Genomic DNA, 15,278 nt, shown 5'->3' with positions numbered 1-15,278 from the left:
GAGGGTTACTCCGGTTGCATGGCCGACTTCAGGCCCTGGATCTTGCGGTTCATGAAGGTCAGGCTCGCTTGATAACGCACCGTATTGTCGGCAAACTGCGCCCGCTCCCGATCCATGTCCACGGTGTTGCCGTCAAGGCTTGGCTGATCGGGTACGCGGTAAAGCAGATCACGACCTGCAGTCGCCGGCCCTTCCGCCGATATATGGCGGCTGGAGGTAGTGGCCAGCTTGAGACCGTCGGCATCGGCACGGCCCTGCTTCATCACCCGGGAAAGTTCACCGGAGAAGTTCATGTCCCGCGCCTTGTAATTAGGCGTATCCGCATTGGCGATGTTACTGGCCAACACTTTTTGTCGTTCGGCGCGCAGGTTGAGTGCTTCCTGGTGAAAGCGTAACGCGCCATCGAGTTTATCCAACATCGTCAAGGCCCCTTGGTGTTCAATAGGAAATCGATGGGGAAAGATTCAGGGTGGAGAATAGACGCCCGGTCGTCCGCCCAAAGGAAAAAACAAACCACGATTTGCCTATCATTTCCGCGCATGACTTTTTGCGTACTCTCCTAGAATCGGCAGCATTCGATCATGGGAGGATTACCATGCAGACTCTGCGACATGCCGACTCGGAACCGACGCGCGCCAGGAAAACGATTTTCGGATCGTTCCTGAAGCCGCTAGGGCTGTTGCTGTGCTGGTGCTCTATCCTGCTTGCCGCGAAAGCCGGGGCTACCTCGTTTGGAGAGCAAAACAGCGACGCTTTGCTCGAACAGCGTGTGCGGGTATTTCTTGAACATCAGGCTCAGGATCTGGGTCGGGATATCAGGGTGACGCTTCATTCCGGGGGTGTCCGACTGGCCGACTGTCACGACCCGGAACCTTTCTTGACCAATCCGGATCAGCGCCTTTATGGACGTGTTTCGGTGGGCATTCGCTGTGAGAGTGGTCAAACCCGCTATTTGCAGGCAGAAGTCTCAGTGCTGGTGGATCATGTCGTCGTCGCGCGGGATATCGAGGCGGGTGCAACGATCGGTGCAGGGGATGTGGAACTTGTCGAGGGGCGCTTGGAAAGGTTGCCGCGTCATGCACTGCTCGAGATCAACGACGCGCTGGGATTGACCGCGACCCGCCCGCTGCGGGCGGGGGCGCTTTTACAGACTCACCATCTGCGTAAGCAAAGACTGGTCACTCGGGGCAGCCGGGTCACCGTGGTTGCCAAGGGCGCGGGCTTCAGCGTGCGGCGAGAGGCAAAGGCGCTGGACAACGGCAGTCTCGGGGATGTGGTGCGACTTGATATTGCTGACGGTGGTCAGCTCAGGGCAACGGTGACCGGATATGGGCGGCTTGAAGTCCCGTTTTAACCCCTTCTAACGGCTTGCTCGCAACCTCTTTGAAAACAAATTCATATTTTTTGCTACTGCGCCTTAAAGTTGCGCGCGGGATGGCCGATAGTTTGGGAAAGCGCACTCTCATAAGGATGTTCCCATGAAAATCGATAGCAACCAGCCTTTACAGTCCGTTCATCAAAACGATGGCACCAAGAAGGCTGTACCTAGCCAAAAAGACGAAACTGCTCAGTCCTCTACCCCGTCAAAGGCGGCGGTTACGCATCTGAGCAGCGGCGTCAATGATACGAGTCACGACGTCGATGCCGCTCGGGTGGCCGAAATTCGCCAGGCGATCAGCGAAGGACGCCTGGAGATTCGCTCGGAGCGTATCGCCGATGGCTTGATCGACAGCGTTCGCGATCTGCTCGGACGTTCCGAATAACGCACTGCAAAGAGGGCCTTCAGCATGAGTCTGGCGCAACATATCGCTCGTCAGCGCAAGCATCTCGACGATTTCATTGTCTTGCTGGAGGCGGAGCGAGAGAGTCTATCCTCTGCTCAAGTCGATGGCCGGCAGCTATCCGAACAGGCCAGACAGAAACAAGCCCTCATCCAGCAATTGGAACGACTCGAAAGCCAGCGCCTCGTCGCCCAGCGCAAACTGGGCTATGGGGAAGGCAGTCAGGGCGCGGAAACTGCGGCGACGGATGCACATTGCCTGGAGGCGTGGCTTGAATTTCGCGAGCGCGCCCTGCATGCCAAGCAGCTCAATCAGTTCAACGGACTGCTGATAGGCGCACGACTGAATCAGAATCAGCGCATTCTCGATTTTCTCCAGAACGCAGCAGGTCAGGCACTTTATGGACCCGATGGGCAGTCGCGTCTGGGGAGCCTGGGTAGTGTTGCATCTCGGGCATAAGCGCTGTTTCTCGATTGTCATGTCTTACAAGCACTACCTTGATTTTCATGCTGGGGGAGTCATTCCTTGATCAACAATACGCTACGTGAATCCCTCGGCACCTGTCATGACTTGCCTTCACTGCCCTCTGCAGTGCTCAAGGTCATCGAACTCGCCCAGGACCCGGATGCCCGGTTGCAATCCATCATCGAGGCCTTGCAACACGACGCTGCCTTGACTGCCCGGCTCATTTCCCTGGCCAATACGGTGTATTACGCTCAGTCCCGCAGCGCGGAAACGTTGCGGGAGGCCGTGGAGCGCCTTGGCATGGAGCTCACGGTTTCTCTGGCACTGGGGTTCAGCCTGGCCCGCAGCTATGGCACTCAGGCCAGACCCGATCGGCTAGATCTGCACCACTACTGGCAACGTTCGTTGACCAGCGCCGTGGCTGCCCAGGAGCTGGCGCGATCGTTGCCCGTAAAGCTCGATACCGACAGTATCTTTACCGCCGCCCTGCTGCAGGACATCGGCATGCTGGCGTTGGATGCCATCGAAGGGCCCGCTTACGCCGAGATTTTGGGGGACATTCGACGACATGACGATGTCAGCCTTCGCGAACGCGAGGGCCTGGGTACCGATCATAGCGAAGTCGGTGCCTGGCTTGCAGCGAACTGGGGCTTGTCCCAGCGCTGTCGGGACTGGATTCGCCGTAGTCACGACTACCCTGCTCAGATGCGCATTCTGTGTGGCAGCGAATGCGTCATGCTGTCGGGGCGCCTGGCGGACCTGCTGCTGGCACCGGATAGCGAACGCATTCTTTCGATGATCGAACCCTGGCTGGGTGAGGAGCATGGACGAGCCGCACTGCTTGAAAGCATTCAGGCACGCCTGCCCATGATCGCTGAAATGTTCGACGTAGCACCTCCCGAGCGAGTCGACTCCGATCAGCTGCTGTTCGAAGGCAAGAAAGCGCTGCTGGAACGTAACCTGCAGCTTCATCAGCAGGTCGATCAGCAGCAAAGCGAGTTGAAGCGTCAGCGCAAGTTGAATGCCCGGCTGGACCGGGCGGTACGCTTCGATACTCTCACTGGCCTGTACAATCGACAGTATCTGACACGCTTGTTCGTGGCGCATTTTTCCAAGGCCCAACGTGAGGCCTTACCCCTGGCGCTGGTGTTCATCGATCTTGATCATTTCAAGAAAATCAACGATGAGCATGGCCATCATCATGGGGACGTGGCGCTCAAGTCATTTGCCGTGCTACTCAACAAAATGAGCCAAAGTGGCATGATCGTCGGGCGCTTCGGCGGTGAGGAGTTCATTGCCATTCTGCCCGGTCACAATCTGAAAAGCGCAACGGAGTTCGCCAATCAGCTTTGTGCCAATCTGCGCGCCAGACCCTTGGTGCGCTATGGCGAGACGATCCTGTTCGTGACCGCCTCCATCGGTATTGCCAGTCTCGATGGGGGGGACTTTGCAAGTCCGGATGAAATGTTACGCACCGCGGATCATCGTATGTATCTTTCCAAGCGGGAAGGCCGGGACAGGGTGACGTCAGGGCGCTCCACTTCTTAAGCGCGCCTCGACTCGTTCGAGAATTTGCTGGCTCACTTGATTGATCAGTGGACGCGCTGCCTTGTTAACCATTTTTTCCAGTAGACGATTGCCTATGTGATAGTCGACGGTCAAACGCACACGAGTGCCTTCCGGTACGGGCAACAGCTCATAGCGTCCGCTATTGCTTACACCACTTACCGATTTCCAGGCCAGCACTTCCGGTGGCCTGACCTCCGTCACCTTGACATCAAAACTCCAATCCATCTTTACGGCATGAATATGCCAACGGTAGCGATGCCGTCCCAAGGGTTCTACTCCTTTGATATGGTCGGAGTAGTCGGCGAAGTTTTCGACTCGCTCGAGCAAAACGAATACCTTCTCCGGTGGCGCGTGCAGCACTGCACTATGTTCAATGGTTGCCATGCGCGTTCCTGATTGGCAGTGAAAGACTTGTTTGAGAGTAACGTTAGCCGACAGGATTCACCAGAGCCTCTCAGAAACGCTCGTAGCCACTGCAATATTGTTATTGGTCCATTTGTCCAATCTGGTCGGCATTGATCTCGATCGTTACAATACGCCGCAAGCGCATCATCCCTCGATTTTATTTATCGAATCCTTGTATCCCGGACACCCAAATCCCGGTTTGCGGCACAACATTTAAAATTGCGATATCAAAAAATTCTCCGACAGGCTACAGCATGACGAATGAACGATACGACGCCGCAAACCCGGGAGCCCCCAAAGCCATCGTCGTCTACTCCGGCGGCATGGACTCCTACACGGTACTGCACAAAGCGCTGCAACGCGGCTACCAAGTGCATGCGCTCTCGTTTCACTACGGCCAACGTCATTCTCGTGAGCTCGAGATTGCCAAAGAGGTCTGTCGCAAACGCAAGATTGTCCATCAGGTGATCGACATTCGCGCCATACATAGCTTGATCGACAATTCCGCCTTGACCGACGCCAGCCGATCGTTGCCCGGCGGCGACTATGATCAGGACAACATGTCGACAACGCTAGTTCCCAATCGCAACATGATCCTGCTGTCGCTGGCCATCGCTCAAGCCGTGAACATCGGCGCCAACATATGTTTTTACGGGGCTCACGGTGGCGATCACGTGCTCTATCCTGACTGCAGACCTGAATTCGTCGAGCGCATGAACGATGTTGCCGCCATTGCCAATTTCGAGGCCGTGCGAATAGAGGCGCCCTACCTGCATGTCGACAAGGCAGCTATTCTTGCCGATGGGCTGGCCATGGGGCTCGACTATCGCGACACCTGGACCTGCTATGAAGGCAACGAGCTTGCCTGCGGCGAGTGCGGCAGTTGTCGGGAGCGGCTGGAGGCTTTTGCAAAGAACGGCCTAGTCGATCCTGTTCCCTATGTTGAAATACCGGGCTCTCCCAATGTATGAGATGCTTGCAGATTGATTCTGAAAACCTTGACTGTCGGTACGTGAAACCCTGGAGACCGCGCAATGATGCTTTTCGTCAATGACCTGACGAATCTCGATGTTTCACTGTGGAGTCCGCAGTGCGGTCTGATGGGTGCCAGCTGGAAAGTCGATGCCGAACTCACCGGCGAGTTCGATGATGACGGAGTGCTGTTCGATTCCAGGGAAGTGGCGGCGTGGATAAAATCGCGTTTGAATGCCAGCGTGAATCAAACGCTTCTTGTACCCACCCAAGCATCGAAGCTGAACGTGCAGGAGTGTGCCGAGGGTCTATGCATTCGAACCTCCCTGCCCTACGCCATGGAAGTAAAAGCCCCTCGCCAGGCTTTTACACTACTGCCTTGGGGGGAGATCAACCTGGAACGTCTGGCAAAGCATTACAGCGAGGCCCTGTCTCGACTGCCACCGCCTCGTATTCAGAGCATCCGCCTGAGGCTGTGTGAAGAGTTCATCGATGAAGCAGCCTATACCTACAGTCACGGCTTGAAGCGTCATCCCGATAACGAGCAACGCATAGTTCACGGCCATCGTTCGAAATTGCATATTTGGTGCAATGGAAAACGCGCACCTGAATTGGAGGCTCACTGGGCTCACCGCCTCAATGAACGCTACCTGGTGGATACCGCTGATATTCTGGAAGGCCCTGCGAAAGATGGTGGTAGACAATCCGGCGATCACTTGACGCTGGGCTATCGCGCAGGTCAAGGGCGTTTTTTCCTTCGCCTGCCCCGAGAGCGCTGCGAAATACTCCCTGTGTCGACCAGCATCGACCATATCGCGACGTGGCTTGCCGAGCAAATTGCTCGCAGTCATGGTCAGACGGTACGGGTTCAAGCGTTTGAGGGTATCGGCAAGGGCGCCATCGCGGAAGCAAGTCCATGAGCTATTCCCGCGTGGCGCGTAATGACGATATCGCCTCTTCCGAATGCCGTCCTGGCTGTGGCGCCTGCTGCATTGCCCCGTCCATCAGCTCTCCTATTCCCGGAATGCCCAATGGCAAACCGGCAGGCGTTCGCTGCCTACAGCTCGATGAACGCAATCTATGTCGCCTGTTTAATGATCCCCGGCGGCCGCAGGTATGCCTGCGTTTCGACTTCGATATCGACCTGTGCGGCGGTCATCGCGACGAGGCTCTACACAGAATTGCCGCCTTGGAAATGGCGACCTGAAGACGCGTGGCGGATACAAAAAAAGCGCGGCAAACGCCGCGCTTAGGTTATTGCGAGATGAGTACATGACTCAGGTTCGTTTATAGCCGCTTAATCTCCGCCTGGGTGCGTAGCTCCTCAAGCAGGCCCTGTACCGCAGCCTGAGCCCGCAACCGCTGAGTCAGCTGGCTTGCAAACGCCGTGGCTTGGGAATCCCCGTCTTGCTCGCTCTCATTGACATTGGTCAGAGCAATCAGCGCAACGCCCTCTTCCACCTTGGCTTGACCATAGACGCTGCCCTGATTCGGCTTGGGCAACTTGAAAGCCGTATTCAGCACGGGCTCGGGAATATTCGTATTTCCTTGTCCGGCATCCTGGCGCGACACCTGACTGGCCTGCTGCCAATCAAGGTTCGGTGCCTGATCGCTTCGCAGTGAAGAAGCCAACTCCTTGGCACGCTCTTTTAACGCATCCTCGATCTTGCTCGCCTTGACCTGCTTTTGCACCTGGGCACGCACCTCCTCTAAGGGTAAGGTCGTTGCCTCGCGGTGATCCGCAACCCGAAGCACCATGCGCCGCTGATCGTCGAGCTCGATCACTTCGCTGTTATAGCCATTTTCCAGCACATCGGGTTCAAACGCCGCTGCCATCACACCAGGTTCTGTCAGCACCCCTTCGGCACTGTCCCGGGAAACCCAGTCGCTCTGCTGTAGCTCGAGGCCAAGGTCATCGGCAACGCTGGCCAGATCGTCCGCAGCAAAGCTTTCGTCAATCAGACGCTGCGCCTGATCATTGAAACGATCGCCGGCCTGCCCGAGCGCCAACTCCTGACGCAGCGTATCGCGCATTTCGTCAATGGGCGGTAAATCCAGCTCCGTTACCTTGATGAGATGCAACCCGTTGTCCGTCTCGACGATTTCCGATACCTGCCCTGGCTTGAGGGAGTAGGCCGCATTTTCAAACGCCTCATCGAAGAAACCCCGACTGATGAACCCCAGATCTCCCTGATCATCGGCGGTCGTCTCGTCATCCGAATACTCCTTTGCCAGCTCGGCAAAGCCGTCGCCTTGCTGCAAACGCTGGCGAGCCTCTTCAAGACGCTGACGCGCCTCCTCTTCCGTACGATCGCCGCCATAGGCCACCATGATATGGGAGACACGACGCTCTGCATTGTCTTGACGCTTGGCGTAAGCCTCACGCAATGCTTGATCGTCAACCTCGATATCCTTGGCCATATCCGCCTGATCGAGAATGACGTAGTTCAGGCGAACTTCTTCCGGACGGCGAAATTCCGCTTGATGCTCATCGTAATAGGATTGCAGATCGGCATCGGTGATTTCGATGTCCGCGTCTACCTCTTCAGGCGTGAGTACATGATAGCGAAAGCTGCGCTTTTGATTCTGCAACTGGGCGAGTCGTTGACGTTCGCTATCCAGTAGAAAATCACTGGAGGTCAGACCCTGCTGCATCTGCTGACGCATAAGATCGTTCTTCAGCTGCTGGCGAAAGGAAAGCGGCGTGTACCCTGCACTGGCCAGCCGATTGCGAAACAGATCCGTGGAGAAATTGCCGCTTTGATCCTGGAATTCGGAACGATTGACGATCACCTGGTCAAGCTGCTGGTCCGAGACGTGCATGCCGCCCTTGGCGATGTACTGATCGAGCAGTTTGAGGGTCACCAATTGCTCGGTTACCTGGTTGCGCAACTGGCGCTCCTGCTCCGGCGGAACCTGGCCGGAACGAATCCCACGCTGGACTTCCGTTTCGATCTGTTGACGAGTGATAGGCTCGCCGTTGACCTCAACAACGTCGTCAGCGCCACTAGTGAACAAACCTACCACGGATTCAATACCAAAAAGCGCAAGGGCAACGACAACGGCACCCACGATGATCTTGGCAATCAGACTTTGGGAACGGTCGCGGATTTGTTGCAGCATGCTAACCTCGAATGCTGTAGACGGAATAATAAAAAAGCGTATCGCTTACGCGATACGCCTAGCTTAGAGGTCACAAGAAACAACGGCTGGTGAAATCGAGCATGTCCAATGCCACGAATCGAATCAATGGCATCATGGAATCACTGCCAGATCCCGGGCTCACACCTGAACACCGTTTGCTTAATTGACCGAATCCTTGAGTGCCTTGCCAGCCTTGAAACTGGGTACTTTAGCAGCGCTGATGTTGATCGGCTTGCCGGTTTGCGGATTGCGACCAGTGCGAGCAGCGCGCTCTTTGATACTGAACGTCCCGAATCCAACCAAGGCCACGGAATCACCTTTTTTCAAGCTGTCGGTAACGGAATCGATCATCGCATCCAAGGCACGACCTGCAGACGCTTTGGGAATATCGGCAGATGCAGCAATGGCTTCGATCAGCTCAGATTTGTTCACATTTCACCCCTTGACTGTTTCAGAAATTACTGTAATTCGGCGCTTCATTTCAGGCAGCTCACACGATCGCAGCAAAACGCAATTTATAGCAATGCCGCGAAACTTGTGTCAAGCAAATAAGGCGCAAACCCGCGCCATTTCTACGTTTGACATATAGTAATTCGTATTATACGTGCTAGTGAGTGCTCATTATCGAACTGGATGTTGCAGCATCATCAGAACGATTATCGTCGCCATTAGCCTCCATATTATTTACCAGCGCGAGATCGAGAACCTCGTCTATCCAGCGCACTGGATGAATATCGAGAGCATTCTTGATATTGTCCGGCACTTCCTTGAGATCGCGACGATTCTCTTCTGGAATGAGCACCGTCTTTATACCACCGCGCCGAGCGGCCAGCAATTTCTCCTTGAGACCACCGATTGGCATGACTTCGCCACGCAGATTGACTTCACCGGTCATTGCCACGTCGCAACGAATCGATTGTTCGGTATAGGCGGACACCATGGCGGTGACCATGGCAATGCCTGCGCTGGGGCCGTCCTTGGGCGTCGCACCTTCAGGAACGTGGATATGCAGATCCTCCTTCTCGAAACGCTCCGGGTCGATCCCCATGGCCACTGCGCGAGCGCGCACCACGGTATGAGCAGCGTCCACCGACTCCTTCATGACATCTCCCAGAGAGCCGGTCTTGTGTATTCGACCTTTGCCCGGTGTGACAACGGATTCGATGCTCAAAAGCTCGCCGCCCACGGAAGTCCAGGCAAGACCGGTGACGCGCCCTACCTGATGATCCATGTCCGCCAGGCCATAGCTATAGCGGCGGACACCCGCATAGGCTTCGATATCGGCAGCCACCAGTGAACGAGGGGCTATGGCGCCCTCCTGGTCCTCTTGCTCGACGCGCTCGCGCAATACCTTGCGGCATACCTTGGCAATCTGACGTTCAAGCTCGCGCACCCCGGCTTCCCGAGTGTAGTAGCGAATGATTTCCATCACGGCATCATCGAAAAAGCTTAGCTCGTCCTCTTTCAAGCCGTTCGCCTTGAGCTGTTTGGGCACCAGATAGCGATTGGCAATGGCGAGCTTTTCATCCTCGGTATAACCCGGTAGACGAATGATCTCCATACGATCCAACAGCGGCCCAGGAATATTCATGGAGTTGGCGGTACAGATGAACATGACGTCCGAGAGATCGTAATCCAGTTCCAGATAGTGATCGCTGAAGGTGTTGTTCTGCTCCGGATCGAGTACCTCGAGCAGCGCAGAGGAAGGGTCGCCACGATGATCCATGCCGATCTTATCGATTTCATCGAGCAAGAATAACGGGTTGCGCACCCCTGCCTTGCTCATGCGCTGAATCATCTTGCCGGGTAGCGAACCGATATAAGTGCGACGATGACCGCGGATCTCGGACTCATCCCGCACACCCCCCAGCGCAAGACGCACATACTTGCGGTTGGTTGCCCGAGCGATGGATTGTCCAAGAGAGGTCTTGCCCACCCCCGGCGGTCCCACCAGACATAGCACTGGTCCCTTGAGTTTCTTGACGCGCTTTTGCACCGCCAGATACTCGAGGATGCGCTCCTTGACCTCTTCCAGACCGTAATGATCTTCGTCGAGCACCTTGCTGGCGTGCGGCAGATCGTGCTTGACCCGGGTACGTTTTTTCCAGGGCACCGCAATCAGCCAATCGAGATAGGAACGCACCACGGTAGCCTCGGCGGAAGTGGGTGCCATCATCTTCAGCTTGCCAAGCTCCTGGGTGGCCTTGTCCGCAGCCTCCTTGGGCATGCCGGCGTCCTTGATGGCCTGCTCGTACTTTTCCGCCTCGTTGGGTACATTCTCGAGCTCACCCATCTCTTTCTGGATGGCCTTCATCTGCTCGTTGAGATAATACTCCCGCTGAGACTTCTCCATCTGATCCTTGACCCGGGAGCGGATGCGCTTTTCCACCTGCAGCAGGTCGATCTCGGATTCGATCAGCGCCATGAGATGCTCGATGCGATCCCGCACCCGATCCATTTCCAGCAGCTCCTGCTTGTCGCCGATCTTCAGCGACAGATGAGCGCATATGGTATCGACGAGGCGACTTGGATCCTCGATGCCTTGCAGGGAATTGAGCACCTCGTTGGGTACCTTCTTGGAGAGCTTCACGTATTGCTCGAACTGATTGAGCAATACGCGCACCAGGGATTCCTGCTCACGCTCGGAGAGCGGCACGCTTTCACGCAGCGCGATTTCAGCGATGCTGTAGCCTTCGTCTACGACGCTTACCTCGTGAACATCGGCACGGGAGGTGCCTTCGATCAGCACCTTGACGGTGCCATCCGGCAGCTTCAGCAATTGCATGATCTCGGCGACCGTACCGACAGCAAACAGATCGTTGGTTTCCGGGTCGTCCTGGCCCGCTTCGCGCTGCGCTACCAAGAGCACACGCTTGTCGGCTTCCATGGCGGCCTCGAGTGCCTGAATCGACTTCTCGCGGCCAACGAACAAGGGAATTACCATCTGCGGATAGACGACCACATCTCGCAGCGGCAGAAGGGGCAAACTGAACGTTTGTTCGGCATTCTGCTGCATCGCAGAAGTTCCTCACGAATCGGGGGGATTATGCACCCATGAGCGCTGACTAAATATCGCTATTGATGGGGCTGAAATCGCGTTTTGCAACCATCAGGCTGCAGGACGCCAAGTATCCGATGACAAGAAAAAGGGGGCGGTTAGGCCCCCTTTGCATAGCGTTGGATCACCCGTCTTTATTCGCCACCTTGCCTTCCTCCTGGCTGGAGTGAATGAGCAAGGGTTCGCTATCACCAACGATGACCGACTCGTCTATCACCACCTTGGTAACGCTATCCAAGGATGGCACTTCATACATGGTATCGAGCAACACGGATTCGAGAATCGAACGAAGACCACGAGCCCCCGTCTTGCGCGTCATGGCCTTGCGTGCCACTGCGCGTAACGCGTCTTCCCGGAAGTCGAGCTCTACGTGCTCCATATCGAACAGCTTGGCGTACTGCTTGAGCAAGGAGTTCTTGGGCTCGGTCAGAATCTGGACCAGAGCGTCTTCGCTGAGCTCAGTCAGGGTCGCGATTACCGGCAGGCGGCCGACGAACTCAGGTATCAGGCCGAACTTGACCAGATCCTCCGGTTCCACGCCAAGCAACACATCGCCAACGCCCTTGCTGGAGTCCTTGCTCTTGACCGTGGCGTTGAAACCAATCCCGCCTTTCTCGGCCCGGTCACGAATCACCTTGTCCAGGCCTGCAAAGGCGCCACCGACGATGAACAGGATGTTGCCGGTATCGACCTGCAAAAACTCCTGTTGGGGATGCTTGCGCCCACCCTGAGGAGGAACCGATGCCGTAGTGCCTTCGATCAACTTGAGCAGCGCCTGCTGGACACCCTCTCCGGACACGTCCCGCGTGATGGAGGGGTTGTCGGACTTGCGGGATATCTTGTCGATCTCATCAATGTAGACAATACCCTTTTGTGCCTTTTCTACATCGTAGTCGCATTTTTGCAAAAGCTTCTGAATGATGTTCTCGACGTCCTCACCAACATAACCGGCTTCGGTAAGGGTCGTGGCATCTGCAATGGTGAAGGGCACGTTAAGCAGTCTTGCCAGCGTCTCGGCGAGCAGTGTCTTACCGCTACCGGTCGGTCCAATCAACAGGATATTGGACTTGCCCAGTTCGACGTCGTCGGATTTTGATTGCATCCGCAGACGCTTGTAGTGATTGTAGACCGCGACGGACAACACCATCTTTGCGCGATCCTGCCCAATGACATAATCATCCAGCGTATTGCGAATATCGCGAGGTGCCGGCAGACGATCCTCATCACCTTCTGCGTCGGCCTCGAGGACTTCCTCGCGAATGATGTCGTTGCACAGGTCGACACATTCGTCGCAGATGTAGACGGAGGGACCAGCGATCAGTTTGCGGACTTCATTCTGATTCTTGCCACAGAACGAGCAGTACAGCAGTTTACCCTCGTCTTTGTCTTTGCCTTTGCCATCGGCCATTAGCGTACCTCTTGGCTGAGGCGGTCAGGAACGACCGCCAGGATATGCAAAAATTATGGTTTATATCATCAGGAGACCGGACGCTTTTCCAGCACAGCGTCGATGAGACCATATTCAGCCGCCTGCGTACCGTTCATGAAGTTGTCACGGTCGGTATCGCGAGCGATCGTTTCGATGTCCTGACCTGTATGATCGGCCAGAATCCTGTTTAGTTTATGACGGATGCTGAGAATTTCCTTGGTATGAATCTCAATATCCGATGCCTGCCCCTGATACCCGCCCAATGGCTGATGAATCATCATGCGCGAGTTGGGCAAGCAGAAGCGCTTGTCCTTGGCACCGCCTGCCAGCAGCAGTGCGCCCATGCTAGCCGCTTGACCGATACATACCGTCGATACGTCCGGCTTGACGAACTGCATGGTGTCGTAGATCGACATACCCGCCGTCACTGAACCGCCCGGCGAATTGATATAAAGATGAATATCCTTGTCCGGATTCTCCGATTCAAGGAACAGAAGCTGTGCTACCACCAGATTGGCCATATAGTCTTCTACTTGACCCACGAGGAAGATCACACGTTCCTTGAGCAGCCGCGAGTAGATGTCGTAAGCCCGCTCTCCGCGTGCGTTCTGCTCGACGACCATGGGTACCAGACCGCCAGCGTTTTGAATATCGTACTCGTTGCCCATTGCGTGACCACCCTAATCCGATGATTTAAAAACCATATCTAGTTTGCACTCTGAAAGCGCTAGTGACTAGCAACCCGACCGTAGCCGGGTTTGTTCATATAGTGACGCCGGCTAAACGTCAGCTTTGTGCGGAAGTTTCTTCGTTTTCATCCGCATCACTGTCTTCCTTGCCACCCTCTTGAGCAGCTTTCAGCGCTTGCTCGTAGGTCATTTCAACTTCCTTGACCTGGGCTTGCTCCAACAGTTTATCAACCGCCTTCTCTTCAAGCACGGCAGACTTGACCTGATTTTTCATCTGTTCGTCTTTGAGATAATACTCGATCACTTGCTCCGGCTGCTGATACTGCTGAGCCAGCTCTTCTACCTTGGCCTTGATTTCGTCATCACTGGCCTCGAGCTCGTTGGTCTTGATCACTTCGGCCAGCAGCAGCCCGATCTGCACCCGGCTCTTGGCCTGATCGGCAAAGAGTTCGTTGGGCAGCTGGGATACGTCGAAATCTTCTCCCAGGCCGAACTGCTGAGCCGCCTGGCGCTTGAGACCTTCGGTCTCTTGCTCTATCAGCGATGCAGGCACCGGAATGTCATTGGCATCCTTGAGCGCTTCGAGCGCCTGCTGCTTGACGCGATTATCAATGGCCTGCTTGACCTCGCGCTCCATGTTCTTGCGTATCTCGGTACGGAACTTATCCTTGTCACCGTCTTCGACACCGAATTGCTTGATGAATTCAGCGTCAATTTCCGGCAGCTGCTGAGCGCTGACCTGATGCACCTTGACCTTGAAGGTGGCTTCCTTACCTGCCAGATGCTCGGCCTGGTAATCCTCAGGGAAGGTCACTTTAATTTCAGTCTCATCCCCGGCCTTGACCCCTTCCAGCTGCTCTTCGAACCCTGGAATGAAGCTATTGGAACCTAGCACCAGTTCGTGGCCTTCGGCTTCGCCTCCTTCGAAAGGCTCATCATCCAGATAGCCCTTGAAATCAAGCTTGACCTGATCGCCTTCGGCCGCAGCGCGTTCGACCGGCTCCCAGCTGGCATTTTGCTTGCGCAGTGTCTCGATCATCTGATCGACGTCGGCGTCTTCAATCTTGGCCACCGGACGTTCGATCTCGGTGCCTTCGATGGAAGCCAGCTCGACTTCCGGATAGATTTCCAGGGTAGCGACGAACTCGAGATCCTTGCCGGACTCGTTTATCGTGGGTTCCAGCGCAGGATAGCCGGCGGGATTGAGGCTGTGTTCGGTGATCGCTTTGACGTAGTGCTGGCGCATCATATCGCCAACGACTTCATTGCGTACGTCATGACCATAACGCTGTTTGATGACGGCCATGGGCACCCTGCCCTGACGAAAACCATTCAAGCGGACATTCTTGGCGGCGTCCTTCAGGCGGGCATCAACAGCCTGGTCGACCTCTGCAGCGGGCACCTGAACCGTGACGCGGCGTTCGATCTGTGAAGTCGTCTCGACGGAAACTTGCATGAAAGGTCCTCTAACCGGCTGGGGCGTTTGTGAATGCATTTAAAAGTGCTGGATTTTAAGAATACCGTGACGTGCTGGCAAGCACACTGTCATCGCTTCAATGGGGATAGGTGAAGATACTTGCAAGAGTAAACAAGGAAAATACTGAATTCATTGGCTTGTTGGGGCCTTGAAGCGAATCGATAATCAAATGAGAAATTCGCGAAAACAGGGAATGAACCAGGAGATGAGGAGAGATCGAGCCAATATTTTGGGGTGGATGATGGGGATCGAACCCACGACCACCGGAGCCACAATCCGGGGCTCTACC

The 15,278-nt window shown here is 55.5% G+C and carries 15 protein-coding genes; 7 read left to right on the top strand and 8 right to left on the bottom strand.

The annotated features are described in order from the left end of the window. Positions 1-5 precede the first annotated feature (5 nt). A complete protein-coding gene (gene flgB, locus CH74_RS14000) occupies positions 6-419 on the bottom strand; it encodes a flagellar basal body rod protein FlgB (protein WP_048308161.1) in 414 nt (137 codons plus the stop codon). 176 nt (positions 420-595) lie between these two features. Here flgB and flgA point away from each other — a divergent pair, with 176 nt between their 5' ends. From flgA to CH74_RS13980, 4 genes are all read left to right on the top strand, one after another. Then, the gene (gene flgA, locus CH74_RS13995; protein ID WP_053070780.1) at positions 596-1,354 is read left to right on the top strand and encodes a flagellar basal body P-ring formation chaperone FlgA; all 759 of its coding nucleotides are present in this window, start codon (positions 596-598) and stop codon (positions 1,352-1,354) included. Between the two features lie 124 nt (positions 1,355-1,478). After that, on the top strand, positions 1,479-1,763 hold the full coding sequence (gene flgM / locus CH74_RS13990; protein WP_048308160.1) for a flagellar biosynthesis anti-sigma factor FlgM: 285 nt from the start codon (positions 1,479-1,481) through the stop codon (positions 1,761-1,763). A 24-nt stretch (positions 1,764-1,787) separates the two neighbouring features. Next, positions 1,788-2,240: a flagella synthesis protein FlgN gene (locus CH74_RS13985; RefSeq protein ID WP_048308158.1), complete on the top strand. Its 453-nt coding sequence runs from the start codon at positions 1,788-1,790 to the stop codon at positions 2,238-2,240. A gap of 66 nt (positions 2,241-2,306) precedes the next feature. Continuing rightward, positions 2,307-3,794, top strand: a complete 1,488-nt coding sequence (locus CH74_RS13980; RefSeq protein WP_048308157.1) for a GGDEF domain-containing protein — start codon at positions 2,307-2,309, stop codon at positions 3,792-3,794. Here the strand turns inward: CH74_RS13980 and CH74_RS13975 are convergent. Further along, a complete protein-coding gene (locus tag CH74_RS13975; protein ID WP_048308156.1) occupies positions 3,774-4,199 on the bottom strand; it encodes an SRPBCC family protein in 426 nt (141 codons plus the stop codon). The genes CH74_RS13980 and CH74_RS13975 overlap by 21 nt on opposite strands. A gap of 275 nt (positions 4,200-4,474) precedes the next feature. Here CH74_RS13975 and queC point away from each other — a divergent pair, with 275 nt between their 5' ends. The 3 genes from queC (at position 4,475) to CH74_RS13960 (ending at position 6,399) form a co-directional block, all read left to right on the top strand. Further along, on the top strand, positions 4,475-5,191 hold the full coding sequence (gene queC, locus CH74_RS13970; protein WP_048308155.1) for a 7-cyano-7-deazaguanine synthase QueC: 717 nt from the start codon (positions 4,475-4,477) through the stop codon (positions 5,189-5,191). 63 nt (positions 5,192-5,254) lie between these two features. After that, complete coding sequence (locus tag CH74_RS13965; RefSeq protein ID WP_048308154.1) at positions 5,255-6,112, top strand: hypothetical protein; 858 nt, start codon at positions 5,255-5,257, stop codon at positions 6,110-6,112. Next, positions 6,109-6,399, top strand: a complete 291-nt coding sequence (locus CH74_RS13960) for a YkgJ family cysteine cluster protein (protein WP_048308153.1) — start codon at positions 6,109-6,111, stop codon at positions 6,397-6,399. Before CH74_RS13965 ends, CH74_RS13960 begins: the two co-directional genes overlap by 4 nt. An 80-nt stretch (positions 6,400-6,479) precedes the next feature. On the opposite strand, the gene CH74_RS13955 is transcribed toward CH74_RS13960, so the two are convergent. From CH74_RS13955 to tig, 6 genes are all read right to left on the bottom strand, one after another. Continuing rightward, a complete protein-coding gene (locus CH74_RS13955; RefSeq protein WP_048308152.1) occupies positions 6,480-8,315 on the bottom strand; it encodes a SurA N-terminal domain-containing protein in 1,836 nt (611 codons plus the stop codon). 180 nt (positions 8,316-8,495) lie between these two features. Next, positions 8,496-8,768, bottom strand: coding sequence for a nucleoid-associated protein HU-beta (gene hupB / locus CH74_RS13950; RefSeq protein WP_048308151.1), 273 nt, complete (start codon positions 8,766-8,768; stop codon positions 8,496-8,498). A gap of 175 nt (positions 8,769-8,943) precedes the next feature. Beyond that, positions 8,944-11,352, bottom strand: a complete 2,409-nt coding sequence (gene lon / locus CH74_RS13945) for an endopeptidase La (RefSeq protein ID WP_048308150.1) — start codon at positions 11,350-11,352, stop codon at positions 8,944-8,946. A gap of 166 nt (positions 11,353-11,518) precedes the next feature. Further along, on the bottom strand, positions 11,519-12,802 hold the full coding sequence (gene clpX, locus CH74_RS13940; RefSeq protein ID WP_048308149.1) for an ATP-dependent protease ATP-binding subunit ClpX: 1,284 nt from the start codon (positions 12,800-12,802) through the stop codon (positions 11,519-11,521). 68 nt (positions 12,803-12,870) lie between these two features. After that, positions 12,871-13,491: an ATP-dependent Clp endopeptidase proteolytic subunit ClpP gene (gene clpP / locus CH74_RS13935; protein ID WP_048308147.1), complete on the bottom strand. Its 621-nt coding sequence runs from the start codon at positions 13,489-13,491 to the stop codon at positions 12,871-12,873. Between the two features lie 118 nt (positions 13,492-13,609). Continuing rightward, positions 13,610-14,968 carry a trigger factor gene (tig, locus tag CH74_RS13930; protein WP_048308146.1) on the bottom strand — a complete coding sequence of 453 codons (1,359 nt, stop codon included), beginning with the start codon at positions 14,966-14,968 and terminating at the stop codon, positions 13,610-13,612. Positions 14,969-15,278: the final 310 nt, after the last annotated feature.

It is taken from the genome of Halomonas sp. PR-M31 (assembly GCF_001039575.1).
In the GTDB taxonomy this organism is placed as follows: Bacteria; Pseudomonadota; Gammaproteobacteria; order Pseudomonadales; family Halomonadaceae; genus Modicisalibacter.
Note: the sequence above shows the minus strand (reverse complement) of the source record. Positions and strands in the feature narration are given on the sequence as shown.